The sequence below is a fragment of the Halioxenophilus sp. WMMB6 genome, from assembly GCF_033283405.1.
In the GTDB taxonomy this organism is placed as follows: domain Bacteria; phylum Pseudomonadota; class Gammaproteobacteria; order Pseudomonadales; family Cellvibrionaceae; genus Halioxenophilus.
Window position 1 is genome coordinate 16,009 of record NZ_JAWMQR010000008.1, and the last position, 24,532, is coordinate 40,540.

The following is a 24,532-nucleotide window of genomic DNA, read 5'->3' on the forward strand; positions in this document are numbered from 1 at the left end:
TACCATTCACCGGAATTTTTGTCTAACACAGTTCGAAACTGTTGGGTATAGCCACTATCCCGTTGCTCGACGCTTCACCTCAACATAACCACTGCTATTCCACCCCCACCGCTGCGCTACCAGCGGTTGAACCGCGTAGAGCATCTACGCCATCCAATATCACCCAGCACTAATACAAGCTCGCGGATTATCAATACCAAGGGCTATTGCTCACCGCTCAACCGGTTTGTCCCTATTTATTCACGTACCACTAATTGCATGTCATTATTTGCGCGATAGAGCACATTTTCACAGGCCCAACTGTCGAGTTTAAGAGCGGGCGCCTATAGTAGTAACAGCATCTAGTTGTGGCCGCCTGCTGTTAATGAAAAATCCCCTATCGTCTCTGTTCAACCTACCCATCGCGCTGTTCGTGGTGGCGATTCTTGCTGTCTTATACGGCCCCTCTATTGCACCTTTACAGCACCTGGACCGACAGCTTTACCTGCTGGCCGGGGGCGCAAGGAGTATGCAGGCCGGGTACGGTCTTACCGTGCCCATTTGGGGTGAGCTCGCCAATATTGGGCTGTGGATGATGGGTGTTTGCCTTTGGCTATGGCTACTGCCCAGGCCTGGTCTACTTGCGGCGATATTAATCGCATGCATTAGTCTTGCCGGATATACCGGCCTGCAACTCTATGCCCAACTGCAACATCAGTTGTGGCTGCCACAGGGGGTGTTAATTCAGTATTTACTGATAAGCGTTCCGGTGGTGCTGATCAGGGCACAGCAGAAACGCACCTGGGCCGCATTGGTCGGCGAGCGCGACGCCGCGCTGCTGGAGCTGGCCGATATCAAGCTACAGGCCGGCCAACTGGACCAGGCCGCTACCCATCTGCAAACCTGCCAACCCAACCCGGCGGTTACCGAGCTGGGTTACCAGCTGGCGCTACAGCAGGAGCAGCGCCGCGCCTACCAAGCAGCCACCAAAACCTATCAGTGGTTGGCCGGACTGGATCCAAAATATAAAGATGTGTCCGAGAAGGCCAACAGCGTGCTCTCCGCCACCGTCGCCATCAACAGCGACGACCTGCTTGCCACGCAAACGCTGAACATTCCCCAGGAGCAGCAGCGCCAACCAAGATTGGGACGATACCGTATTGAGCGGGAGCTTGGTCGCGGCGCCATGGGTACCGTCTACCTGGGCGTTGACCCCAAAATTGCGCGCCGGGTTGCGATAAAAACCCTCAGCTACAAAAACGTTGCCCCCCACGAACTGGAAGGCGTTAAACAGCGATTCTTCCGCGAGGCCGAAGCGACCGGCCGGCTGTCACACCCCAATATCGTTACCGTGTTCGATGTGGGCGAAGAGCCCGACCTCTGTTACATGGCGATGGATTTTATCGAAGGCGACTCCCTGCGCGTTAATAGTACCGAGGACAACTTGCTGGCGGTAAGCACGGTGTATCAGCTGGTAGCCCAGGTCGCCGATGCCTTGCACTACGCCCACAAGAAAAACATCGTGCACCGCGACATCAAACCCGGCAACCTGTTGTACGATGAGCAGCACGAGCAAGTTAAGGTTGCCGATTTCGGCATTGCTCGCATTGTCGACAGCTCCAGCACCAAAACCGGTGATATTCTCGGCAGCCCCTTGTATATGTCACCAGAGCAACTCAAAGGCCAGAAGGTGACCGGCGCCTCAGACATTTACAGCCTCGGCGTAACCCTCTATCAACTGCTTACCGGGCAGGCCCCTTACTCCAGCGACAGTATCGCCAACCTGGCCTATCAGGTGATTAATAAAAAATGTAAAAGCGTGCGTGAGCTTCGCCCCGCCCTGCCCGCCAGTGCACCACGCATTGTGAACAAGGCCATGGCCAAAGAACCGGATAAACGCTACACCAGCGCAGGCGCTATGGCCGAGGCACTACGTAAGGCGCTGCAGAAAGATTTTGGCATCAGCTAGTTTTAAATAATGGGTATCGGCCTTACCGCCGATTACCCCATCTCTATTTTAAAGAGGAGAACGAACATGACTATTCTGGCACAACTGGTCGACGATGTAGTTGTTAATAAATTTGAACTCACCAAGCCAACCACTACCATCGGCCGTCACCCGGATTCCGATGTGCAGATCAACGATGCGGCAATCAGCGGTCAGCATGCAAAAATAGTGTTGGAACAGAGTAAATACCTGGATGGTGCCATTGAGATCTATCTGGAAGACCTCAATAGCAAAAATGGCAGCTTCGTAAACGGGTTGCAGGTAAAGGGGCGCCAGGCGTTGGGCAATAACGATATAGTCCGGTTTGGCTGGAATGAGTTTAAGCTGATGGATGCCGACCCTAAATCGCTGGAGGCCACGGCGTTAATACTGCAACAGACCCTCTCCTAAGCAAGTAAGCTACCCATCAATAGCGGCCAACACTATTTACCGGGAATAGAGGCCAATATATTCTCACCACCAGGTTGCGCGTCATCTGGTGGCCGCGCCTTCACTCTTACCCGACTAAAAGACCATCTATTGGCTAGCGATAACTGGTTTAAATTGACGGTGACCTATGAAAAACATCGCTTTTTTGCTGTCATCGTCCCTACTGCTTAGCGGTTGCGTTAACGTCACCACCTACGGCCAAAGCCCCAGGCAAGTCGCCGCTGGGCAGTATATCTTTACGCTCTATTACAATGCCTATGCCAGTGACGAGAGTATCGACGAAAAGGCCGCAGAAATTACTGAATCTATTCGTGTTAATAACCATCACACGCACTGCACCTTCAGCCGTCCTGCCAAGGTCAGCCCATGGCAGGTAAAAGAGCTGGAGATTAAAGTCGATTGTGATTAGCTAATCACCTGGCAGGCCGGATAAGATAGCCAGCTCACACCAACCGCGCGACTCTGGTATATTCTCACAGCAGCCTTCAACCCCCCCGCCCCAAAATTGGGGGAGGCAATATTGTTTTCTCGACCATTTCGTGGAGCATAGGCAAATGCCAACCTCTTTCTCTTTTGGTAGCCGCCTTAAAAGTGTCGGTTATGCCGCAGCCGGTATAGTTGAGCTGGTACTCAGCCAACACAACGCCTGGATACACCTCATTGCTACCCTTATGGTGGTGTTAGCAGGCCTATTTTTTGGGGTGAAGCAATTGGAGTGGTGTCTGTTGGTATTTGCCATAATGGCCGTTTGGTTGGCGGAAGGTTTAAACACCGCATTGGAGTTTTTATGCGATGCCGTGACTCACGACTTTCACCCATTAATTAAAAAGTCAAAAGACGTGGCGGCGGGTTCAGTTTTGCTAACCGCCATGGGTGCAGTGATCGTCGGGCTAATTATTTTCCTGCCCTACCTTTCCGCCAGCTTATAGCCACCGGCGCGTACTCTCATCGGAAGGCGGCCATCCGCTGCCGAGAACACTCCGCACTCTCCCCCGCCATTTTGTTACTATGTCGACCACCCGCCTGGCGGGCCAGGCATAAACCAATAAATACAAGGATGGAGCTTTTGAACGTTACCGACGCCATTAACCTGCGCAAATCCATTCGCGCTTTTCAGCCGGACCCCATTGCCAAGAGTGATCTACACGACCTGTTAACTACAGCGCAACGCGCACCCTCTGGCAGCAATGTGCAACCATGGCGGGTTATTGCCGTAACCGGCCAGGAACAGAAGGCGGTGACCGAACTCGCCATGCAGAGCTTTCAGTCCGGCGTTATTGCCACACGCCCCATTGAGCCGCCCTTCTCCCTCAATTACGAAGCTCTCGACCCAATCTATCTTGAGCGCTCGCAACAGATGGGAGCATTGATGACCGAGGCCGCCGGCATTGAACGCAGCGATGCAGAAGGCCGGCAGAAATTGGCTATTCGCAACTTCCACTTTTTTGATGCTCCGGTCGGGTTATTTTTTGTATTGGACAAACGCTTCAATCCAGCCCAGTGGGGGCACACCGGCATGTACCTGCAAACTATTTGTCTGCTGGCGGTGGAGCGAGGCTGGGGCACCTGCATCCAAGAGGCATGGGCCATGTTTCGGCCCGAATTACACCGCCATTTTCGCTTGCAGGAGAATGAATTGGTCTGGTGCGGAATGTCGTTGGGAGTACCCGACCAGAGCGCTAGGGCAAACAGTTATTTTACCTCCCGCGCACCGGTTGAGGAGGTGGTCTCCTTTCTCGGTTTTGAAAACCAATAGGCCCTTTGTGGGCCTATGCTTCCTTCATAACGGTTAGCGCCGCTGGCGATTAGTTCGCGGCTTTAGCGCGCCCGGCCAATAGGCCATGTAAGAGTGCCCCGATAAATATCGCCACCACAGCGATTAACAGATCGGTGTTGCCGGCCCCCAGGCCGGCCAAGGCCGGCGCCGGACAGACCCCGCAAATTCCCCAGCCGATACCAAACAGGGCGCCGCCGAGCAGGCTTTTGCGGTCCGCGTTGAAGGGGCGCTTTTCAAATTCCGCCCCCAGCAGGGCACGCTTGCGCAACCTCGGCAACAGCTGAAAGACCAACAGGTTTAAGCCGGTGGCGGCACCGAGCACAAACAACAGACCCAGGTCATCAAAGGTAAGGAAGGAGATAACCACTTCCGGGCGAATCATGGTGGCCCAGGAGAGGCCAAAACCAAACAGCACACCAGCAACCAGAGTAACAAGCAAAGCAAGACGATTGTGCATGGCTAAACTCCCCAACCCATGGCTTTCAGCAGCAGAGCGGTAGCAAAGCCGGTCGCCATAAAGGTTAATACCACGCTAATTGACCCCAGGTTGAGCGAGGCCATGCCGCAGATGCCATGGCCTGAGGTACAGCCACCACCCAAACGACCGCCGTAACCAATTAACAAGCCACCCACCGCCAACTTCCAGGCGGGCATCTGGCTGGCCGCCTGCGGCAAGCCCAGTGCCAGGTAGAGCAATCCCCCCAGAACAAAACCTATAGAGTAGACCAGCCGCCAGTTACGGCTGCCGAGAAACGCACCCTGCTGAAAGAAGGGCGTTTTTATCAGCCACGACCAGCAGGCGCTAAAAAAGGTAGAGGCGCCGCCCTGACGGCCGGTAAGCGCGAACAGAGTCGCAACACCCAAGCCGATAAAGAGACCACCTACCAAATAGTGGGCTATACCGTTGGGGAATAGAGATTCAATCACTGTGATTTCCAGACTAGCTATTAAACAGGGGCGCGATTATCGCATTTGAGGAGGGGGATGAGAAACCGGACGGCCGGAAAAAGTGAAGCGGCAGCCAGCGACGAAGAGCCAGCAGAGCGCAAAATAATAGCCATAAACCTAAAAAAACCGACCTTTACAGCAGAATAGTCTGCCAGGCCGGTGAGCGATAACGGCATCATGCTCGACACCGGCTTCTTTCGCCAGTTGCTGCTATAGGTTCATTAGCAAAAAAGGATTATTAACAAGAGGCTTGTCACAGAGGGCACTGCGGATAAACCTCACCGCTTAGCGCCGTTTGCTATCGGGTGAATCACCCTCAAATCGAGTACAGGAACGGCTGCTGCTGTCACCACCAGCCATTCCGAGATGACTTAAAACTGCAAACCCACTTCCATGCCATAGGTACGCGGCTCGGCGTAGGTGTTGATATCGAATCCGAAGGTTTCGTAAATATTGACACCATTGTAGTAGTAGCTTTCATCCAACAGGTTTTTACCCCACAGAGAAAGCAGAATGGTGGTATCCCCCGGCCCTTGAATCTCATCCAGGGTGACCTTGGCATTCCAGATGCTGTGCGCCTTTTGGGAATTGCGCTCGGGAATTTGTGCAATGAAGGTATAACCATCTTTCCACGCCCAATCCACACGCGCCCGCACATAACCAAAGCCAAGCTGTTTTTCAAAAGCGAGATTCGCTCCACCGGAGTGCTCGGGGGTATAGACAATGTTGGTGTCGTTGGAGAGATCGAAGGTTTTTGGTGAACAGTCGGGATTGGTTACACAATCGGGGTTGGGTGTGTCGTACTCTTTATACTCCGGTTTTTGATAGCCGTAATAGATACCCAACAGAAAATAGTTATTCAATTGCGCTTGCATCTCCAGCTCCAATCCGTAAGCCTGTACGATACCGGCATTGCGCACTGTGTTGCCCAAGGTTTCCGGGTCGAATTGGTTAACCCGTTTGTCGGTGTAATCACTAAACCAGAGGGCGGAGTTTACGCGCACGCGCTCGCCAATATTGGCTTTTACTCCCCACTCGTAGGCCAGTAATTTCTCTTCATCAAAACCCTTTTTGAAATTCTCCAGGTTCTGTTCGCGAACATTCATACCACCCGATTGAAAGCCGGTACTCACCTTAAAGTAAGTCATGGTATCTGGATTGATATCGTAGGCGAGGGAAACCATAGGCGAGAAGTTATCAAAACTGCGCTTGGCGGTGCCGAAGTCAACACCAGCGGTTGAGCCGCGGCGGTAGAAAATTTTGGAGAGTTCCCGGTCCTCTTCGGTGTAACGGAAGCCAACTGTCACCCTTAGGGCATCGGTAAAGTCGTAGGTTGACTGGCCAAATAGAGCCCAGTTGTCATTTTTAAAATCAGCTGTGGTGCGCTCCGGAAAACCAAAAGCATCCAGGCGCTGATCGACACTGCCCTCTTCCTCCATATAAAAGAGCCCGGCGCTGTAGTCAAAACGCTCACTCCCGCCGGTTAAACGGAACTCCTGTGTAAACTGATCATTTTTATTGGTATCCACCGTTTGAATTATCGACAGTGGTGAGCCATCGGAGTCTGCCGCACTAAAGTTGGTCAATTTACGCGAGGAGGTAATCGATTTAAAACTGAGGGTGTCGGTTAATTCAAAATCCAAATTCAGTGCCTGGCCTTCAACATCGGTTTCGGCCACTTGCGCGCCATTCACCGAAATGGCACTGGGCCGGTCGGCCCGGCCAATATTGTAGGGGGCCAATAACACACCCGCAGTTCTTGCGGGGTTAGCGGTAGTCACCCAGGGGGTATTGGGGATCTCGTCAATTTCTGTTTTATCGTAGCTGTAGCGCGCAGTGATATAGTCGGTGGGCTGCCACTGCAGGTGCACCATTACCGCTTGCCGGTCTTTGGTTTCCAGCTCGTCGGTTTGCTTACGCAGGCGGGAGTCATCATTGCCACCGGTACCAAATAGCTCGGTATTGTAGCTGGGTGAGGCATACGGGCTTGGGCCGGAATAGTTGTTTTTGGTTAAGCCATCGCGGTTAATGGTGGCCGCGGAGACACGCATGTTTAACGCACCGACTGTGCTGCTGGCCGGGACCAGGGGAATATTAAATACCCCTTTTAAATCCTGCTGGCCATAGCGGCCATAATTGGCCACCAGCTTGCCTTCGAACTGATCGGTCGGCTTTTGGGTAACAAAATTAACCGCGCCACCCATAGTATTACGGCCGTACAAGGTACCTTGCGGGCCACGTAATATTTCAATGCGCTCCATATCGACCACATCCAATATCGCGCCCACATTTTTTGAGAGCAGCACATCATCGATGTAAACACCCACCGCGGGGTCGTAGGTGACCAAGGTCTCGTTCTGGGAGATGCCGCGCATATTAATACTCATACCCGACTTGCCCCCCTGATAGGAGTTAACCACCAGGTTAGGAGCAACGTGGCCCAGATCGATACCATTACTAATACCCAGATCCTGAATATCCTGTGCCGACACCGCCGTGACTGATATTTGCGTATCCTGGAGGGAAGCCTCTTTGTGCTCCGCGGTAACCACTATCTCTTCGAGGATTTTACCGCCCTCCGCCATCGCCTGCCCCGCCAACGAGACCGACACCACCAACATCGATTTGGCAAGGTAGCTTTTTTTATTGTGTGCACAATTAGAGATCTTCATCGGTTTCACCTTTTATTGTTTATTCTTAATTTTGTTTTATGGCTACTGGTTTTGTGGCTACTGAACTACGCTGTCGTCTTTTTTAAAGGTACGAATAACCGATACTCCCACCCGCTCCGAAAACGACAAAGCCTTTAGCCAACACCGGACAACCCTGATTAGGGTGACCTAAACCAAATCGGAGGAGAGAACGGCCAAGAGAGCACAGCCAACCATGGACTATCAAACAAGGACTATCAAAAAAATACCGTGGGAGTCGATACACAGTGAGCGCCGATACCACCTTCTCTCTCTTATCTATTTTATTGATTCAGAAAATGGGTCTACTGCATGCCAAGAGATACGGGCTGTATCCATCGGATTTAAATATATTCTTGTATACTCACTAGACATGTGTCAATCTAAACTTATTGACGGCATGGGTTATAGACATAAATTGTTTAAGATGCCAAAACCAAATAACAAAAATTAATGAATCGAGCAGTCGCCAAAACCTCACCCCAACGTCCACAATGTTTAGACACCAGCGGTGTATCAGCACCGACCGGCATTTACTGAATTGCAGCAGTCTGGCAAACAGGGCTATTAAGCAGAGAGGTGTTAAGCAGAGAGGTGTTAAGCAGAGAGATGCTAGCTAGTGAGCTGTTATAGAGAGGTGTGCGATACAGAGGATGGAAGTATTGGGGCCTAAACATAGGCTCAGGGCACAATTAGTCGGCTGGTTACAGCCCCTCACGGCTGCGTGATTTACCCAGTATAGTGCTCAAGCAGACACCCGCCCAACCCTCACCATCGCAAATAAGCGGCTGTTTTTCTTGTGTTTTTCGGTCATCCAGGATCTGTTATTATCGGCCTGATGCCATTACTGGAGCCAGCAGCAGCTGTATTGTGAAACGTATGACGGCCAAGAAGCCAAACCTGCGCCAGGCGCAAAAGCAGCTAACACTTACTTTGATCTGCCAAGCCGCGCGGGAGATGATCTATAGCCAGCCCTATGACAGCATCACCATGGAGCAGATTGCCTCCGCCGCCGGAGTCAGTCGAGCCACGGTTTATCTGCACTTTGCCAATAAAAATGAGCTGCTGCTGAAGATCCTGTCGGAAAACATGGAAGAACAGATGGAGCTCTACGTTGAACTGGCAGAAATTGAGTCACCCAACCTGGATTCCATTCGAGCCTGGCTGCAGCGTTACCGGGAGTTGATGGATAAACACCACAGTGTTCGCCACCTCTTCTCCATTTTGTTTATGCAACTGCCCGACCGAAAAGATTTCGTCAGTAATCACCGGGAGCGGGTTATCGAAATTCTCGGTGAACGATTTCCCGGTTTTTCCCTGAAAGGTTTAAAAGGCAAGAGCCGGGAACGTAAGCGCATCAAATGTTATTTGATGTTGTTTGAACTGGAACACGCGGTCATCAATTTTTCCATAGTGCCCGGCATGCCGGATATTGATATCGCACTGGATCTGTTGGCCGAAGAGCTGCTACAGCTCTACCAGGGTGATAATTAACTATCACCGAGTTGATTCGGTACCGGCTGTAATTAACGCAAACTGCAACCCGTGGGTACCAAACAGAGAGTGATCGGCGGGGTGGTTATTGCTGTATTAAATCAGGGGCTTCTATCCCCCAGCATACGCCCCCAACACGCAGCAAAAAAATAGCCCAAGAAAACTGTTACAACCACAGTAACTCGAGCAACCCATAATAAAATAAATACTTGGGAATTCAACCATGGCCAACCACAATACGGCACACCCCACTGCTTTTCACGGCTGGAAAATTCTCTTTTTAGCAACCTTTGGGCAGTTGGTTTCTGTTGGTTTTACCGTCTACCTGCTCGGTCTCTACTTTGAACCCCTGGCCCAGGCATTCGCCACCACCACCGGTCAGCTGGGCTGGGCATCATCTGTTTTCCTGCTGGTTGCCGCCGGCCTGGGGCCGGTACTGGGTTATTGGGTAGACCGCGGCAAGGTTAAAATTTTAATGACCCTGGGCGCCGTCGCTTTATCCCTGGGTTTTATGCTGCTGTCGGTTTGTAGCAACCTTATTGAGGCCACACTAACCTGTATTTTTTTGATTGCACCCGGCTCGGCGATGATTGGGCTGGTTACCGCCGGCGCCATGCTAAGCCAATGGTTTGAACGGCGCCGGGGGTTGGCCTTGGGTATTGCGGCCGCGGGCATGTCGCTGGGAGGCTTTCTCATGCCGCCCATCGCCGCCTTTCTGTTTGAGACCTTTAACTGGCGCATCGGCAGCTTTATCTTCGGCCTGTTTATTTTACTAACACTCACCCCCTGCGCCTGGTTTATTGCGGTCGCCACACCGGCAGAGGTAGGCCAATACCCCGATGGGGTTCAACCCGGTATTCGCCCGGCCACCCACCAGCAAACCCGCACTGGCGAGACTTTTTTAGCGTTGCTGGCACGCTTGGATTTCTGGTTAATTGCCGTTACCGTCGGCACATTGAGCTTTGCCTCCATCTCCTTTATTACCTATCTCGTTCCCTTTTCCCGCGAGCTGGGTATCGATCTGCAAAAGAGTGCGTTTATGCTTTCGCTCTACGCCGGCACCGCGTTTTTCGGTAAATTTCTCTACGGCTGGCTGGCCGACAAATTTTCGCCCGCTAAATTGATGACCTCGGTTTCCACCGTGATGGCGCTGGGGCTACTGCCCATGCTCTATTTCAAAAGCCTGATTTTTGTGGTGGCCTCTATAGCCGTGGTCGGTATTGGTGTCGGCGGGCTGATGCCCATCTGGGCATCCATTGTGGCCAAGAACTTTGGCCCACAGGCATTCGGTAAAGTGAAAGGTGCTATGAGCTTGGTGTTAACCAGTGTCTCGGTTATTCCCGGCCCACTGGGTGGTTATATCCACGACTGGAAGGGCAGCTATGCCATGACCTTTACCGTGGTGCTTTGGGTGTTGATTTTCGGCTTGGTGGTATCACTGCTAATACCCACCAAACCAAGCACCCCGGCCGGCTTCGCCAGCCCTAAAATTACCCCCTGAAAAGACTCACCCGGGTTTCAATCGATAAACCTTTTTGGGGCGGTTTGCCATTAACGGCGGCAGGGCATAGCTAAATTTAAGCCGAGGTTAGCGCCACAACCAAACCGTTACCAGGTATCACGAAGAGAGGATGACCGTGAATAGCTCGTTAATACACCGCTCCAAATCCATGGCCGAACTGTTGGTCAGTACCCTGAACCGCGGTGGCGACCGCCCCTTGCTACAAATTGTCGATGGCCCCTGTTTGACCGTCGACCAGATACGGGATGAAACCAGCCAATTTTGCCAGGCGCTGGCCTCGCTTGGGGTTAAAGCGGGAACACGTGTGGGCCTGGTATCCCCCAACAAACCAGAGGTGCTGCACGTCAGCCATGCGGTACAACTGTTGGCCGCGGTCTATGTGCCCATGCACCCATTGAGCAGCCTGGAGGACCACCTGTTTGTACTGCAGGATTCCGGCGTTGAACTCCTGGTGTTTGATGCCGTAAGTTACGGCCCCCGCGCCCAGGAGATAGCAGCGGCACTACCCCAATTGCGTATGATCTCCTTTGGAGACACCAGCTTCAGTGAAGATATCTGCCGGCTCAGCTTGGGTTTTACACCCATGCCATTGGTGGCCCCGGCAGTAACACCCACAACCATCATGCGCCTGGGCTACACCGGCGGCACCACCGGCAAGCCCAAGGCCATTGCCAGTACCCAGCGGGCGGGCTTGGCCACTCTGCAAATTATGCTGACCGACTGGGAGTGGCCAAGTACCCCTCATATTCTCTCCTGTACACCGCTCAGCCACGCCGGCTCGGCGTTGATTCTGCCCACTCTGTTAAAAGGGGGCAGCATTATGGCCCTGCCCCGCTTCGATGCCGGCCGGGTGATGCAGCTGATTCAGGAGTATCAGATCAACTGCATCATGTTGGTCCCCACCATGATCTACGCCATTCTCGACCACCCGCACTTTGACCAGTACGACCTCTCCAGTTTGGAGACCGTCTTCTACGGCGCTTCGGCTATTTCGCCCATCCGCCTGCAAGAGGCCATTGAACGCATCGGACCGGTATTCTCACAATTTTATGGCCAGGCCGAAGCCCCCATGGTGATCACCACCTTGCGCAAGGGCGACCACGATAGTAACGACCTCAACCGCCTGGCCAGTTGCGGGTTGCCCTCCCCCTGGCTGGATGTGGAGCTGCTCGATGAACAGGGCAGACCGGTGGCCGATGGCGAACCCGGCGAGATCTGCGTGCGCGGCCCCATTGTTATCGACGGCTATCGCGATAACCCACAACAGACCGCCGACGCCTTTCGCCACGACTGGCTGCACACCGGTGATGTGGCGGTGCGCGACCCGGGCGGTTACCTGCGCATTATCGACCGCACCAAGGATATGATCGTCACCGGCGGTTTTAATGTTTACCCACGCGCGATTGAAGATGTGATCAGTGAACATGAGGCCGTAGCCCAGGTGGCTGTGTTTGGCGTGCCGCACGCAAAGTGGGGCGAAGCGGTCACCGCCAGCATTGTGTTGAAGCCGGGTTTAACCGCCGACGGCAACGACATAGCGGCGCTGGTAGCCAACCGCAAAGGGGCTTTCCAAGCCCCCAAAGTCATTGAATTTATCGATAGCATTCCACAAACCGCGGTGGGCAAACCCGATAAAAAGGCGCTGCGTGCCCGCCATATAGAAATTCAAAACCGCCAGCAACAGACGGTTTAGCCGGCAGCGCCCAAGGCGCTCCGGTTAATATCAGAAGGAGAACAACCAACGCCAAACAGCTGTCTGCTCACGGGCCGGACGCGGTAGTTTGCCGGCCCACCAGCTAAAGCTGGCAGTGGGAAACTCGGCCAGCCACACACGCTAACCGACCGCTTTATCAACGGCCTTCAAAGCGAACAGATGTCCGTTATTAGCGGCCGTTTATCGTCCCCACCCGCGAGCCACTCACTTGGCATCGACCAGCCCGTAATAGTTTGCCAAACTAAATCATTTGACCGGCGAATGACGGCGGGCATCCAGCCCGAATTGAACGGAGCGCAACAACTTGAACCCATCACAACCAGAAGCTAGTGACCGCCAGGGCCCACCCTGGATACAACCCGAGATTCAACAGCAGATCGAGTGGCGCAACGGTGACGTAATCATATCCGTTCCCGCCAAAAGTGGTACCACCTGGACCATGAATATCGTGCACCAGCTATTCGCCGGCGGCTCAGCCGATTTTGATGATATCTACGCAGAGGTGCCCTGGATTGAATTTATCAGCCACCCCGAACAACCTCAGCAGGAGGTGGTCGACCGGGTGGCGGCCATGCCAACCACACGTCCGCGAGCCTTCAAAACCCACTCCGCGCCACCTACTCTGCCATTCATTAAAGCCGGAAGCGGGCCGGATCTGAAATACATTGTTGTCTTTCGTAATCCAGAAGAGGCACTGGTCTCCTTCCGACCATTTTTCGACCAGCACGCCGATGAGTGGTACCAGATGTGGGATCTACCCAAGGCCGCGCTGTGTCGCGATGACTTTCCCAGTTTCTATTACGAGGTTGTTAACAAAGCGCAGATGCAGGGGATGTTTTTCGGCTTTCTGGCCGACTGGTGGCCACTGCGCACAGAGAAGAATGTGCTCTTCCTGCACTACAACGACATGAAACGCGACCATGAGGCAACGCTTAAAAAAATTGCCGATTTTTTAGGAATCGAGCCCACTGCAGAACAGTGGCAGGCGATCGCCACCTACACCTCATTCCCCTGGATGAAACAGCACGAAGAGAAATTTGAAGCCCGCACCGCAGGCTTGGTGCCGATTCTTAAGAGCGGCGCCATGATCCGTAAAGGTGAATCCGGCAAAGCCAAAAGTGAAGGCATGACCGAGGAGATCGCTAAGCACCTGCGTGAGGTCGGCAGTCAGATTTGTAACGACCCAGTGGCACTTGATTGGTATTACAACGGCGGTGATCTGCCCTGATCTCAAGCGTCACAAGGAGACGGCAAAATGGTGTTACGGCAGGCAACTCCGTTGCAACACCAAAGCGGTAACGGTACCGTTTAGAGTTTTATTCAACACCACCACTTGGCGGCCAGGCAATTTTTGCCGGGGAATTTTTCCACTCGGCATTAATCACTTGCGCAATGTAACAAAAGGATTAATTGGTTGTCTGGTAACCCATGTTATTCAAACAGATAATCGGGTTATCGATTTAGCGCAGCACATTTAATGACCCACATAGCACTACACTTTCTGGTACCGGCAATCATCAGCGGGCTCTTTTTCCGCAAACAGTGGCTGGCCGCCTATCTCACCATGATGGCCACCATGCTGGTCGATATCGATCACCTGCTGGCCAACCCTATCTACGACCCCAACCGCTGTAGCATTGGCTTTCACCCACTGCATCGAGCTGGATTTATTGCCCTCTACTTTGCCCTCTGTTGGCTTCCAAAATGCCGCTGGCTCGGGCTCGGGCTGGTGGTGCACATGGCACTGGATTCGGTGGATTGCAAACTTACCAACGGTATCTGGATAAGCTAGCACCGGCCCACCGAAGATATTGTTTGCGCGCTGACGGCGATACAGTATTGTGAGCAACCAATAATAATTATCTGGGTAAAACCCGGGAGGTTCACATGACATTGAAGGTAATTGGCGCGGGCTTTGGCCGCACCGGCACTATGAGCATGAAAGCCGCATTGGAGCAGCTTGGCCTGGGGCCCTGCTACCATATGGTGGAGTGCCTGCCTCAAGGGCCTGAACACTGGCAGCAGTGGGTTAACGCTCTTCAAGGCAACCCAGATTGGCCCACCCTCTTCAAGGGCTTCACCTCAACCGTCGACTTTCCAGCCAGCACCAGCTATCAGGCGCTGGCAGACTATTACCCCTCGGCCAAGGTCATTCTTACCGTGCGTGACCCAGAGCGCTGGTTTGAATCCACCCAGGAGACCATCTTCGCCCCACACTGGATCGAATATCAAAGGAAGGTGGAGATGGGCAATTTCCTGAAACTGACCATCAACGACTACTTTCAGGATCGGATGCACGATAAGACGTATCTTATTGAGCGCTTTCACGAACACGTCGACGCGGTAAAAGCAGCCATTCCCGCCGACCGGCTGTTGGTGTTCGAGGTGAAAGATGGCTGGCAGCCTTTGTGTGACTTCCTCGAAGTGCCGGTACCCGCTACCGACTTCCCCTATATCAATGACACCGAGGCGACCAAGGCCATCATTAATAAAATTATTGCCGAGGGCTTTGAGGCCGCCTTTGGTTATACCGGTGTTTAATTAACACGTAGGCAATGTTTGGCAACCAACGATCAGGAATTAACTAATCACCCTCCGCTCGAAACAGATATAAGGAGAATAAAAAATGTTTTCGATTCAAGGCAGCAAGGCATTCGTTGTTGGCGCCGCCGGCGGTATTGGCCGTGCGCTCGCGTTGGAATTTTCCCGACGCGGTGCCGAGGTTGCCGCTGCCGATATCGACGCAGCAGGTGCCGAACAAACCGCTCAACAGATCACCGAGCGGGGCGGCCGGGCAATTGCGTTGCAATGCAATCTTGCCGACCAGCAATCTTTGGCTAACGCTGTGGCCGAGGCGGAGGCATTTTTAGGGGAGATTGATATCTCGGCCAATGTGGTCGGGGTACTGTTAAGCGGCAATGCAGAGGATATTCCGCTGGCGGAGTGGGAGAGAATTTTTCAGATCAATTTTTTTGGCGCAGCGCGACTGACCGAACTGATGCTACCCAGAATGTTGGCGCGGGGTAAGGGCTACCTGGTGAATACCGCCTCTGTCGCCGGCCTCTACCCCTTTGCCATCACCCGCATTCCCTACGCCGCCTCCAAGGCAGCGTTAATCTCCATGACACAAAATCTGGCGATCTATCTTAAGCCCAAAGGGATTTCGGTCAGCTGCCTTTGCCCCGGCCCCACCGCCACGCCGATCGGCGAGAAATCCACCACCTGGACCGAGGGTGCCCCCGTGGTCGGCCCTGGCCGCGCTTACACTTTAAAAACAGCCCAGCAGGCGGCCCAGGCTTTTTGCGATGGCATGGAGTTACAGCGGGTGATCATTCCCTCGGAAGAGGCTCCAACCTTGGCCTACATGCAGCGCTACGCCAACTCACCGGATAATTTTATTTACGAACGCATCGGCCAGTACGCCTGCGCTGATTCCGGCCGGCCAATAGTCGATTTTAGCAACCCGGAAATACTCGCCATTGTGCAGGGGGTTGATGCCAGCATGCAGGAGAGACCACTACCAGGCGCTACGAAGCCCGCCAAAGACAGCTGACGGCTCCCGCTACTGCAGCCACTCCACCACCTGTTGCTCATGGGGGATTGAACCGGAGTGCACCAGCTTTTCATCAATCACCACCGCAGGCGTACGCATTACCCCGTAGGACATAATCGCCTGCGGGCTGGTCTCTTTAATTATCTGGGCGTCCACCCCCAATTTGTTCGCCACAGTGGTAATAATTTCTGCCGTTTTTACACACTTGGTGCAGCCACTACCTAACACCTTAATCTCTCTCATATCGCTCAACTCCTTCTAAATTATTCCTTACAGGAATGGGGTAAAGGCGTTAAATATCCACCCTACCAGCGTAAAGGCAAACAGCAGCAGGGCAAAGAGTATGGCCAACAAGCGCCACTGCATTACCTGCTTCAATAGAATAAACTCCGGAAAACTGGCCGCCACCGTGCTCATGCAGAAGGCCAGCGTTGTACCCACCGGCAACCCTTTGGTGATCAAGCTCTCCATTACCGGGATCACCCCGGTGGCATTGGAGTAGAGCGGAATGCCCAACAGTACCGCCGCCGGCACCGACCACCACTGGCCATTGCCGAGGTGATCCTCCAACCATCCGGCCGGCACAAAACCGTGCAGGGCCGCACCCAGTCCAACACCGATAATCACCCACTTCCAAACCCGGCTGAAAATATCGATGGTTTCATCTTTGGCAAATTGATGCCGCTGCTGCAGCGTTAACACCTCCGGCTCGCTGGCCTGGGGCTGGCCACTGCGTTGCCGGGCCTCGGCCAGTGCCTGGGCGGCAAACGAGAGCAGCCAACGCTCTGCTTTAATGGCATCCAAAAAGAGCCCAGCCAGAATTCCGACCCCCATGCCCACCACCACATAGAGCAGGGTGAATTTCCAACCCAGCAGGCTGAGCAGCAGCAGGACCGCCACCTCGTTAATGAGGGGCGAAGTCATCAGAAAGGCCATAGTAATACCTACCGGAATACCGGCCGAGGTAAAACCGAGGAACACCGGAATACTGGAACAGGAGCAGAAGGGGGTAATGGCACCAAAGCCTGAGGCCAGCAGATAACCCACCCCCCGCGCCCGGCCCGCCAGAAAATCACGCACCCGCTCCACATTAAGGGAGGCCCGAGCCAGAGCGATCAGGTAGATCATGGCCAGCAGCAGAGCATAGATCTTGGTGACATCTTCAATAAAGAAGTGGACGGCATCGGCCAACTTGCTACCCGCAGGCAGGGAGAAAAGCGTGTAGGTAAGCCAGTCGGCCAGGCGGGTGAAGATTACAAACATAGACAAACGCCGTGAAAATTGCGCACCGAAAAAAGGTGCCAGAACAGAGAGCTCGAATCTACACCGATTGCCTCCGGCCAGCCACCCCTACCAAGGTGGCGTTTGATCCGGCGAGTTGACCCAGTGGTTAATTGGAGTCGATTGCCCGCAATGGGAAGCCGCAAACATCGCCACGGGGGCAGCACATCTGCACCCCCTCCCCCGTAGGCAATTGCTCAACATTTTTGTGCTTAAAAGCCCTTAGCCGACAACACGAGAACCGCACTGGACAAGGCGTTTACTGATAGCGCCACGCGGCTGCACTGTCGTTGGTTGGCGTAGCGGCAACCAATACCTCGCGCATGATTGATCAATCGCAATCATTGGCTGTAAATGTAAAATTACCGCCAGTGCAACCGTAGATTCTGCGTGACTATGGCACAATGCCCAGGTCACTTGGCGCTTTGCCTAGGGCCTGTTAACACTAATTTAGCACCTCTGTTGAGCTTGAAATGAGCTCGATCTAGGCGCGAGCCGCGTAGTTTGGTGGGCCCAAATCAGCGGTGAGCAACAACGAGCGAGCTCATTTCAGGCTCAACCCTTCGGGCTGGGGCCAGTTTTTTGTCCAGCAGTGGTGCTAAATTAGTGTTAACAGGCCCTAGTGACCTTCGTATTCAGATACCCAGTAAATCGTGAAAGGGGGGAGTCGTTATGGGGATAATATCCTGGATAATCATGGGCTTGATCGTTGGTGTGCTGGCCAAATTCATCATGCCAGGCAGAGACCCCGGTGGCTTAATTGTCACCATTCTGATTGGTATTGCCGGGGCATTTGTCGGCGGCTTTATCGGCTCTTTTTTTGGCCTGGGCAAGGTTACCGGTTTCAACCTCGTCAGCCTGGCTCTGGCCGTGGGTGGAGCCTTAGTACTTTTAATAGTATTCCGCTTGGTCAAAAAATAGTTTTATCACGGCGGGGTTAGCGCCTACCATGGCGATTGAATTTGCATAACCGGCAGCACTACTTTCATTAACGGATTGTTTATTACACTGAGGTGAACCCATGAGCAACAAGGTGTTACTGATCATTCTCGCTATTCTTCTGCCGCCGCTTGCGGTTTTTTTAAAGAAAGGCGTGGGCGTAGACCTAATTATCAACATTGTGCTCTGTTTTGTATTTTATATACCGGCCATTATTCACGCGCTTTGGCTGGTGACCAAATAGTACGGCACTACCCTATCCACCCAACCGCTCGAAACACACCCATTTGTGGGTAATGCTCTCCACACAAATGGGTGTGCACAAACACAGCACGACCACAATGATAAAGAAACTGTTTACCGCTGATCTCTACATCAAAATCAGTATCAATAAATTTCTGATTAAAAATCTCTCTACCGGTGACGATTGGATTACCGAACACCCGGCACAGCCGTTTACCAACGATCGTCTGCTGGTGGCCAATTTTTCCGTGGCGGAGCCGGTATTACGTAATCTGCTCAAATCCTGCATTGGCGGCATGTTGCTAAAAAAGCAGGCGCGGGTGCTGATACAACCGCTGGCACTGGTTGATGGTGGCCTGTCGGAGGTGGAAGAGAAAGTACTGCGCGAGTTGGGCTTGGCGGCCGGCGCCTACAAGGTGGTACTGCATGTGGGTGATGAGCTATCCAACGAGCAGGCCCAGGCCCGATTGGAGAAAGGGTAGCGGTGGGAGAAAGGATAGCGGTGGGAGAAAGGATAGCGGTGGGAGAAAGGATAGCGGTGGGAGAAAGGATAGCGGTGGGATATAGGCCGGCTGTTCGTAGGGACTGAGCGGGCTATTTTCTATTGGATTCATCGCGAATCCGCCCCAGGCTTGGTAATCGCTCAACTGGCTGGTACCGACAGCGCCGGCTGAACCACCGCCTGTTTCGAATCAAAGCGGCAATATTGTCGGTCTCTTCCACTTCGCACCAGGGCCAAACCCAGCGGACAAAAACTGTCTACTGGCAGTCATTAACCCGGCCGCACTCTGCCGGGCCAATAATCAGTTGGCTTTCATTTTCAGCTGTACCGGCAGACTTTTCAGGCCACGCAAAATCACCAGGCTATCGCTGTAGTCGAGGTCGCTTACCGGCTGAGCCAATTCAACCGACTCCACCGCATTGATAAATTGCCGCAGTGCCGCCTTCACTTCGTTGCGTGCGAGCATAGCACCCAAACAGATATGCACACCCACACCAAAGGAGAGGTGCTGGGTGGAACCTTTGCGATCAATATTAAACTCGTTGGGATTTTCAAACCGCTCCGGGTCGCGATTGCCGGAAGCCCAGCAGAGGAACACCAGTGAATCTTTGGGAATTTTTTTGCCGCCGAGCTCGGTATCTTCCAATACCACCCTGGGCAGAGCCGGTACCGGCGCGTAGTAGCGCAGGGTCTCTTCACACAGGGCGGAGATCTCCTTGTCCTGATTTTCCGCCTGCTGCAGCCGCTGTAACAGTTCTGGCCGGGTAGCCAGGGTGTAGAGGGCGTAGGCGATGGTATTGCGTGTGGTATCAACACCGCCGGCGATGGAGACCGAAATAATCGACATCAGCTCCTGCTCGGTTAGCTGCTCGCCCTCGGGATTGTCGGCACCGCTATTCACCACCTGGGAGATCAGGTCGTTGGTCGGCGCTGTGCGACGCTGTTCGATGGCATCGCGGGCAAACTGCTGCAGCATCATGATGTTATCGGCATGCTGATAGGCCTCATCCCGCGTAGCTCCAGAGCCGGCACGGGCGACCATGGAGTCAGCCGCGCGGCGTACATCTTCGATGCGGTCCAACGGCAAGCCCAGCGCGTCACAGATCACCTTGATGGGTACCGGAATGGCGTACTCTTTTACCAGGTCGACCACGCCATCTTTGCTGAAGCTACTGAATTGAGCCTGGCAGAGCTCCGCCACCCGGTCGGCCATGGCTTCCACCGCCTGTGCGGTAAAGGCGTGTGCCACTAATCCACGGCGGCGCTTATGCAGATCGCCATCGACCTTAAAGCTGTCGGACGGGTCGAGCAGATAGAAACCTTTGCTTTTGATGTATTCGTTGGCTTCGTCCTGGTAGGGGGAACGCACCGAGGCGGCTACACGCATCTCATCCGAGAAAACAGTGGTGTTGCGAGCGGCCTCGATAATGTCTTTATGCTTGGTGACCAACCACGCGCCCAGTTTTTCGTCGAAGTGAACAGGATCTTCGTTGCGCAGGCGTTCGTAGTAGTCGTAGGGATCCTTAATATTTTCGGGATCGACAATGGTCATTTCAGCTAAAGACTTCATATTATTGTGTCCTGTTCTTATCTGGAGACAGGTTACTTGCTCACTATTAGGCAGGCAACCTTACAGCTGGCCGTGCATCAGCTAGGCAATTGTGTGTGCTGTAAGCGGCAAATTTAGCGTAATCGCAACCAAAAAGATGCGGCCAAACACGAAGAGTTTTTGACACTCGATGCCCTTTTTTCTGGGCACAGGAGGGTGAAGGCCAGCCTTGGGAAGCGGCTTGATCCAGGTAAAACGACAGCGCCTTGGAAGTGGTAGCCTCAGTAGTTTTTTGTGCCGCTGGTAGAGTGACTTTTACGCCCTGACAGCGTGCCGGAAGAAGAGGAATTGCCATTTATAAACGGTTATACGCGGCTAAAAGAGTGGTGTTTCAAAACCTGAAAAAATAGTCATCTCGCTTGGTTTTGTTCAATAAAAAATTCGGCCTGAAAACCTCTCAACTTTTTATTAGCCGCCATTTAATAGGCGTCTATTAAATTCGCTAATGCGCCTACAGGTTACTCAGAGCGCCGTATAACAACCCTTTTTCAAATACAGCTCACCACCATGGGCGTCGCCACCGAGTTGGCCGCTAGGCTTTGGTTAAAAAGTCTCGGGCATAATCAAACACGGCCTGCGCCGCCGGCGACAAATGGCTCCCCTCACGAGTGACCATAAACACCTCGACGGTGGTTTGCAGTGGGTCATCTACCACCGCCAACACCTGCAAACGGCCTGCCTCAATATCCTCCCTCACCAGCGCCGGTGACGATACCCACACGCCGTCGGTGTTGAGGGTGGTATCGCGCAGAATATGGTAGTTATCACAAACAAAGGTGGCGCGTTGGCCCTGGGGACGGCCCCGGTTGGGCTCGGCACCAATCAGGGTGGGAAAGCCTGCCAAGTCACGCAAATAGAGCTCGGCGTGGTTGGCCAGGGGGTGGCCGGCACGCACGATGTTGGCGATCGCCACGTCGCCCACTACCCGGCCACTCACCCCGGCCTTACCCGCCAGCTGGTTGGCACTGCAGAAGAGGATCTCAATGTGATCGGCCATCAGCTCCTCGTAGAGCACCGCCGCCGAACGGACTACCGCATGCAGATCCAGCTGTGGCCGCTCCTGCAAAAAGTGAACACTCAAGCCCGGCAGTAACAGGCTCGCAATCAGCGGCCCCATGCCAAAGGCAATCTGCCCCGCCTCGCCCGATTGATAGAGCTTGAAGTTGTGGTCGGTGGCGAGGGCATGCTGCAGCAGCGCCTCCGCCTCCTGCACCACCGCCCGGCCTACGGGTGTTAACGCGGCACCACCGCGGCCACGCTCAAAAATGCGAAAGCCGTAGCGCTCCTCCAGCGCGGCAATGCTGCGACTCAAGGCCGGCTGGGTCATGTGCAGCTCCTCCGCCGCCTTGGAGATGGTGCCGGTGCGCACCACGGCGAGCACCTGCTGCAAGCGCTTAAGGTCCAATTCCATTACATTTTGGCATCTTTATTCATATTTATATGCATTTTACACATAGCATCAATTCCGGCAAGCTGGCCTACGTGAACAACCATTCCACGCCAAAGGTGATACAGATGAAAGAGGGTATAGTTTGGGTGCTCGGCTTAACCGTGGCACTGCTCATAATGGAGATACTCCTCGGCCGCCATAAAGGGGTCTACCGCAAGGGCGACTTCCTCATTTTACTGGGCAGCTTCTTTGTTGGCCGCACGCTGCTGGCGCCCGTGGCGATTTTTCTAATTGCCAACCTCTACCGCTTGCTATTGCCCGCGAACTGGGCCGGCAGTCTCGCCGAAACCCCCTTTTGGATCGCCTTTCCAGCGCTGTTACTGGCCGGTGAATTTGTTTTTTATTGGGTTCACCGCTGGGCACACCAGCCGTTGCAGCACCCTATTCTCTATAAGATTCACCGCACCCACCACACCGCCAAGCACATGAATGTGTTGCTCGATTTCCGTCTTAACCTGAGCTGGTTTTTTATTATCCCCTCCGGTTGGATCAACGGCTTGGCGCTCTACCTGGGTATGACCGAAGCGGTCACCAGCTATGTATTGCTATTGATGCTCTGGAACACCATCACGCACAGTAATTTCCGCTGGGACGATGCTCTTCGGCGCCACGCGCTATTTGGCCCGCTGTTTCGCGGCCTGGAGCATGTGGTTGTCTCCCCAGGCATTCACCATACCCATCACGGCTACGGAAAAGATGGCAAAAATTACCGCAACTTCTGCACGATTCTCTCCTTCTGGGATTGGCTGTTCGGCACCCTGCACATTCCCGATGGCCGCCCCGCCCACTACGGCCTGATGATAAAAAGCCCACACTGGACGGAAGAGCTCTTCTACCCGCTGGTGCGCAAGAAGAAGCCGCAGCCGGCACCCGTCACCGAATAGGATCCACCAGGCTCTCCTTCAACCAAGGAGGAGAGCCTGTCTATTTAACCATCCGTAATTGATAGCCTGCCAACCTCATTAATACCCTTTAACACCGCGCTCCCGTCCTGCCGGGCAATTGAACCTGGCCCGCCGCCGAAAAACTTCTCGTTCGTGAATCAGCATTGCCACCACTGAGTTCTTTTTAAGAACCTTCCACTGTGGCTGGGATGAGTAGTGCCTGCACTGATAGTGCTGTGTTCAGATCGCGATGGCCCGGCAATTGGCTTTTAAGGCGATTGGTTGCCTACCATTTACAACAATCGGGCTGAAAACCACAATCGCGATAATCGCGCACCGCTATCTTGTTGCGCAGCCCAAACGAAGCACCCAGGATCAGAAATGGACATTGTTTTAGTACACGGCTTTATGGACCGTGGCCATAAATTTGACCCCCTTAACCGCGCCCTCACCGCCGCCGGCCACCGCTGTTTTGCACCGAGCCTGACTCCCAGGGATGCCCGCTTGGGTATCGTTGACTTGGCCGGCAAGCTGGAACGCTATATCGAATCCACCCTGGTTGCTGAGCAATCCTTCGCTCTGGTGGGCTTTAGCATGGGCTGTTTGATCTCCCGCTATTACCTGCAGGAGTTGGCGGGTGTTGAGCGCTGCCGGGCTTTTTTCGCCATTGCCGGTCCGCTGCAGGGCTCGCGCATGGCACACCTCTATTTTGGTCGCGGTGCCGCCGATATGCGCCCGGGCAGCCATTTTTTGCTGCAGTTGCAGGCCGGCGAACATAAGTTGGGTAACCTGCCGATTCACAGCTATCGCACGCCCTACGACCTGATGATTATCCCCTCCATAAGCTCGCATTGGCCGCGGGCGGAAAATCATATCAGCAGCGCCCTCGCCCACCCGCTGATGTTGCGCAACCGCTTGGTAACGCAACACATTCTGCAAACCCTGGCGGATCTCGCCGTTTAGCGTGACCGCGGCCATTGGCCGGTCGAGCATCGCTGCTTTTCGCTGGCCGGTTACCGCGCAACCGATTGCGGCAGACCAAAGATGCGGTCAAACGCCCAGGTAAAGACAATGGCGTAAATAAAGAAATAGGCCAGCAGGCCCATCTCCGCCAGCAGCGCAACATAAAGCGAAGTCTCCAGCCACCAGGCCGTCAGCGGCACCAGCAGGATCACCAGCCCCCCTTCAAATCCCGCACCGTGGGCAAGACGCCAGCGCCAGGAGCGATGGGCAACGGCTGCACGGCTCTCACACAGCTCGAACAACAGGTTAAAAAGATAATTCCAAGCGAGCGCAATAGCGGACATGGTCAGCGCCAACAGCGTGGTGGACGCCAGTGAGGCGGTAAAAAAGAGGCTCAACACCGGGCCGACAAAGGCCACGGCCAGGGTTTCGTAGAGCAGCGCCTGCAGAATGCGGCGGCGAGTGGGTGTGAGCGTGGTTCTGTTTGCCACTGGGCTATTGCTGTTCATCTTATTTTTACCAACGTGGCAATTGACCACGGTTTATC

General features: G+C 53.9%; 25 protein-coding genes. 17 read left to right on the plus strand and 8 right to left on the minus strand.

What is annotated here, in order from left to right; genetic code table 11:
- The first annotated feature begins 364 nt into the window (after positions 1-364).
- From SBL51_RS17270 to SBL51_RS17290, 5 genes are all read left to right on the plus strand, one after another.
- Positions 365-1,948 (plus strand): serine/threonine-protein kinase, encoded by a 1,584-nt coding sequence (locus SBL51_RS17270; protein ID WP_317932350.1) that lies wholly within the window; start codon positions 365-367, stop codon positions 1,946-1,948.
- Between the two features lie 66 nt (positions 1,949-2,014).
- A complete protein-coding gene (locus SBL51_RS17275) occupies positions 2,015-2,377 on the plus strand; it encodes an FHA domain-containing protein (protein ID WP_317932351.1) in 363 nt (120 codons plus the stop codon).
- A 166-nt stretch (positions 2,378-2,543) separates the two neighbouring features.
- Positions 2,544-2,825: a hypothetical protein gene (locus SBL51_RS17280; protein ID WP_317932352.1), complete on the plus strand. Its 282-nt coding sequence runs from the start codon at positions 2,544-2,546 to the stop codon at positions 2,823-2,825.
- Between the two features lie 145 nt (positions 2,826-2,970).
- The gene (locus tag SBL51_RS17285; protein WP_317932353.1) at positions 2,971-3,345 is read left to right on the plus strand and encodes a diacylglycerol kinase family protein; all 375 of its coding nucleotides are present in this window, start codon (positions 2,971-2,973) and stop codon (positions 3,343-3,345) included.
- Positions 3,346-3,482: 137 nt separating this feature from the next.
- On the plus strand, positions 3,483-4,172 hold the full coding sequence (locus SBL51_RS17290) for a nitroreductase (RefSeq protein ID WP_317932354.1): 690 nt from the start codon (positions 3,483-3,485) through the stop codon (positions 4,170-4,172).
- A gap of 49 nt (positions 4,173-4,221) precedes the next feature.
- Here the strand turns inward: SBL51_RS17290 and SBL51_RS17295 are convergent, their stop codons facing one another.
- From SBL51_RS17295 to SBL51_RS17305, 3 genes are all read right to left on the minus strand, one after another.
- The gene (locus SBL51_RS17295; RefSeq protein ID WP_317932355.1) at positions 4,222-4,650 is read right to left on the minus strand and encodes a DUF6691 family protein; all 429 of its coding nucleotides are present in this window, start codon (positions 4,648-4,650) and stop codon (positions 4,222-4,224) included.
- A 2-nt stretch (positions 4,651-4,652) separates the two neighbouring features.
- On the minus strand, positions 4,653-5,120 hold the full coding sequence (locus tag SBL51_RS17300; protein WP_317932356.1) for a YeeE/YedE family protein: 468 nt from the start codon (positions 5,118-5,120) through the stop codon (positions 4,653-4,655).
- 392 nt (positions 5,121-5,512) lie between these two features.
- Positions 5,513-7,813 carry a TonB-dependent receptor gene (locus tag SBL51_RS17305; RefSeq protein ID WP_317932357.1) on the minus strand — a complete coding sequence of 767 codons (2,301 nt, stop codon included), beginning with the start codon at positions 7,811-7,813 and terminating at the stop codon, positions 5,513-5,515.
- A gap of 897 nt (positions 7,814-8,710) precedes the next feature.
- Between SBL51_RS17305 and SBL51_RS17310 the strand changes: the two genes are divergently transcribed.
- The 7 genes from SBL51_RS17310 to SBL51_RS17340 all read left to right on the plus strand — a co-directional run bounded on the left by SBL51_RS17310 (position 8,711) and on the right by SBL51_RS17340 (position 16,114).
- Positions 8,711-9,325 (plus strand): TetR/AcrR family transcriptional regulator, encoded by a 615-nt coding sequence (locus SBL51_RS17310; protein WP_317932577.1) that lies wholly within the window; start codon positions 8,711-8,713, stop codon positions 9,323-9,325.
- Positions 9,326-9,548: 223 nt separating this feature from the next.
- Entirely contained in the window at positions 9,549-10,826 is a 1,278-nt protein-coding gene (locus tag SBL51_RS17315) for an MFS transporter (RefSeq protein ID WP_317932358.1), read from the plus strand.
- A gap of 136 nt (positions 10,827-10,962) precedes the next feature.
- Positions 10,963-12,540 (plus strand): AMP-binding protein, encoded by a 1,578-nt coding sequence (locus SBL51_RS17320; RefSeq protein ID WP_317932359.1) that lies wholly within the window; start codon positions 10,963-10,965, stop codon positions 12,538-12,540.
- Between the two features lie 325 nt (positions 12,541-12,865).
- Positions 12,866-13,789 carry a sulfotransferase domain-containing protein gene (locus SBL51_RS17325; RefSeq protein WP_317932360.1) on the plus strand — a complete coding sequence of 308 codons (924 nt, stop codon included), beginning with the start codon at positions 12,866-12,868 and terminating at the stop codon, positions 13,787-13,789.
- A gap of 249 nt (positions 13,790-14,038) precedes the next feature.
- Positions 14,039-14,353 (plus strand): DUF6122 family protein, encoded by a 315-nt coding sequence (locus SBL51_RS17330; RefSeq protein WP_317932361.1) that lies wholly within the window; start codon positions 14,039-14,041, stop codon positions 14,351-14,353.
- Positions 14,354-14,448: 95 nt separating this feature from the next.
- On the plus strand, positions 14,449-15,102 hold the full coding sequence (locus tag SBL51_RS17335; RefSeq protein ID WP_317932362.1) for a sulfotransferase family protein: 654 nt from the start codon (positions 14,449-14,451) through the stop codon (positions 15,100-15,102).
- Between the two features lie 85 nt (positions 15,103-15,187).
- On the plus strand, positions 15,188-16,114 hold the full coding sequence (locus SBL51_RS17340) for an SDR family oxidoreductase (protein WP_317932363.1): 927 nt from the start codon (positions 15,188-15,190) through the stop codon (positions 16,112-16,114).
- A 9-nt stretch (positions 16,115-16,123) separates the two neighbouring features.
- On the opposite strand, the gene SBL51_RS17345 is transcribed toward SBL51_RS17340, so the two are convergent.
- Both SBL51_RS17345 and SBL51_RS17350 read right to left on the minus strand, forming a co-directional pair.
- A complete protein-coding gene (locus SBL51_RS17345; RefSeq protein ID WP_317932364.1) occupies positions 16,124-16,357 on the minus strand; it encodes a thioredoxin family protein in 234 nt (77 codons plus the stop codon).
- Positions 16,358-16,384: 27 nt separating this feature from the next.
- A complete protein-coding gene (locus SBL51_RS17350; RefSeq protein ID WP_317932365.1) occupies positions 16,385-17,377 on the minus strand; it encodes a permease in 993 nt (330 codons plus the stop codon).
- Positions 17,378-18,067: 690 nt separating this feature from the next.
- On the opposite strand from SBL51_RS17350, the gene SBL51_RS17355 reads away from it, so the two are divergent.
- From SBL51_RS17355 to SBL51_RS17365, 3 genes are all read left to right on the plus strand, one after another.
- The gene (locus SBL51_RS17355) at positions 18,068-18,316 is read left to right on the plus strand and encodes a GlsB/YeaQ/YmgE family stress response membrane protein (RefSeq protein WP_317932366.1); all 249 of its coding nucleotides are present in this window, start codon (positions 18,068-18,070) and stop codon (positions 18,314-18,316) included.
- A gap of 100 nt (positions 18,317-18,416) precedes the next feature.
- On the plus strand, positions 18,417-18,578 hold the full coding sequence (locus SBL51_RS17360) for a YqaE/Pmp3 family membrane protein (protein WP_317932367.1): 162 nt from the start codon (positions 18,417-18,419) through the stop codon (positions 18,576-18,578).
- 97 nt (positions 18,579-18,675) lie between these two features.
- The gene (locus tag SBL51_RS17365) at positions 18,676-19,059 is read left to right on the plus strand and encodes a hypothetical protein (protein WP_317932368.1); all 384 of its coding nucleotides are present in this window, start codon (positions 18,676-18,678) and stop codon (positions 19,057-19,059) included.
- A gap of 321 nt (positions 19,060-19,380) precedes the next feature.
- On the opposite strand, the gene SBL51_RS17370 is transcribed toward SBL51_RS17365, so the two are convergent.
- Together SBL51_RS17370 and SBL51_RS17375 are read right to left on the minus strand one after the other, a co-directional pair.
- Complete coding sequence (locus SBL51_RS17370; protein WP_317932369.1) at positions 19,381-20,649, minus strand: cytochrome P450; 1,269 nt, start codon at positions 20,647-20,649, stop codon at positions 19,381-19,383.
- Positions 20,650-21,220: 571 nt separating this feature from the next.
- Positions 21,221-22,099, minus strand: a complete 879-nt coding sequence (locus tag SBL51_RS17375; RefSeq protein ID WP_317932370.1) for a LysR family transcriptional regulator — start codon at positions 22,097-22,099, stop codon at positions 21,221-21,223.
- A 104-nt stretch (positions 22,100-22,203) separates the two neighbouring features.
- On the opposite strand from SBL51_RS17375, the gene SBL51_RS17380 reads away from it, so the two are divergent.
- Together SBL51_RS17380 and SBL51_RS17385 are read left to right on the plus strand one after the other, a co-directional pair.
- A complete protein-coding gene (locus SBL51_RS17380) occupies positions 22,204-23,022 on the plus strand; it encodes a sterol desaturase family protein (protein ID WP_317932371.1) in 819 nt (272 codons plus the stop codon).
- 381 nt (positions 23,023-23,403) lie between these two features.
- Positions 23,404-23,985: an esterase/lipase family protein gene (locus tag SBL51_RS17385; protein ID WP_317932372.1), complete on the plus strand. Its 582-nt coding sequence runs from the start codon at positions 23,404-23,406 to the stop codon at positions 23,983-23,985.
- A 50-nt stretch (positions 23,986-24,035) separates the two neighbouring features.
- On the opposite strand, the gene SBL51_RS17390 is transcribed toward SBL51_RS17385, so the two are convergent.
- Positions 24,036-24,494: a PACE efflux transporter gene (locus SBL51_RS17390; protein ID WP_317932373.1), complete on the minus strand. Its 459-nt coding sequence runs from the start codon at positions 24,492-24,494 to the stop codon at positions 24,036-24,038.
- Positions 24,495-24,532 lie beyond the last annotated feature (38 nt).

Excerpts from the sequence above, each read along its gene's own strand:
- SBL51_RS17385 (WP_317932372.1), top strand. The coding sequence starts at position 23,404 with ATGGACATTGTTTTAGTACACGGCTTTATGGACCGTGGCCATAAATTT.
- SBL51_RS17350 (WP_317932365.1), bottom strand. The coding sequence starts at position 17,377 with ATGTTTGTAATCTTCACCCGCCTGGCCGACTGGCTTACCTACACGCTT.
- SBL51_RS17390 (WP_317932373.1), bottom strand. The coding sequence starts at position 24,494 with ATGAACAGCAATAGCCCAGTGGCAAACAGAACCACGCTCACACCCACT.
- SBL51_RS17285 (WP_317932353.1), top strand. The coding sequence starts at position 2,971 with ATGCCAACCTCTTTCTCTTTTGGTAGCCGCCTTAAAAGTGTCGGTTAT.
- SBL51_RS17355 (WP_317932366.1), top strand. The coding sequence starts at position 18,068 with ATGGGGATAATATCCTGGATAATCATGGGCTTGATCGTTGGTGTGCTG.
- SBL51_RS17330 (WP_317932361.1), top strand. The coding sequence starts at position 14,039 with ATGACCCACATAGCACTACACTTTCTGGTACCGGCAATCATCAGCGGG.
- SBL51_RS17360 (WP_317932367.1), top strand. The coding sequence starts at position 18,417 with ATGAGCAACAAGGTGTTACTGATCATTCTCGCTATTCTTCTGCCGCCG.
- SBL51_RS17305 (WP_317932357.1), bottom strand. The coding sequence starts at position 7,813 with ATGAAGATCTCTAATTGTGCACACAATAAAAAAAGCTACCTTGCCAAA.
- SBL51_RS17335 (WP_317932362.1), top strand. The coding sequence starts at position 14,449 with ATGACATTGAAGGTAATTGGCGCGGGCTTTGGCCGCACCGGCACTATG.
- SBL51_RS17275 (WP_317932351.1), top strand. The coding sequence starts at position 2,015 with ATGACTATTCTGGCACAACTGGTCGACGATGTAGTTGTTAATAAATTT.
- SBL51_RS17340 (WP_317932363.1), top strand. The coding sequence starts at position 15,188 with ATGTTTTCGATTCAAGGCAGCAAGGCATTCGTTGTTGGCGCCGCCGGC.
- SBL51_RS17365 (WP_317932368.1), top strand. The coding sequence starts at position 18,676 with ATGATAAAGAAACTGTTTACCGCTGATCTCTACATCAAAATCAGTATC.
- SBL51_RS17310 (WP_317932577.1), top strand. The coding sequence starts at position 8,711 with ATGACGGCCAAGAAGCCAAACCTGCGCCAGGCGCAAAAGCAGCTAACA.
- SBL51_RS17295 (WP_317932355.1), bottom strand. The coding sequence starts at position 4,650 with ATGCACAATCGTCTTGCTTTGCTTGTTACTCTGGTTGCTGGTGTGCTG.
- SBL51_RS17370 (WP_317932369.1), bottom strand. The coding sequence starts at position 20,649 with ATGAAGTCTTTAGCTGAAATGACCATTGTCGATCCCGAAAATATTAAG.
- SBL51_RS17270 (WP_317932350.1), top strand. The coding sequence starts at position 365 with ATGAAAAATCCCCTATCGTCTCTGTTCAACCTACCCATCGCGCTGTTC.
- SBL51_RS17380 (WP_317932371.1), top strand. The coding sequence starts at position 22,204 with ATGAAAGAGGGTATAGTTTGGGTGCTCGGCTTAACCGTGGCACTGCTC.
- SBL51_RS17345 (WP_317932364.1), bottom strand. The coding sequence starts at position 16,357 with ATGAGAGAGATTAAGGTGTTAGGTAGTGGCTGCACCAAGTGTGTAAAA.
- SBL51_RS17375 (WP_317932370.1), bottom strand. The coding sequence starts at position 22,099 with ATGGAATTGGACCTTAAGCGCTTGCAGCAGGTGCTCGCCGTGGTGCGC.
- SBL51_RS17280 (WP_317932352.1), top strand. The coding sequence starts at position 2,544 with ATGAAAAACATCGCTTTTTTGCTGTCATCGTCCCTACTGCTTAGCGGT.
- SBL51_RS17315 (WP_317932358.1), top strand. The coding sequence starts at position 9,549 with ATGGCCAACCACAATACGGCACACCCCACTGCTTTTCACGGCTGGAAA.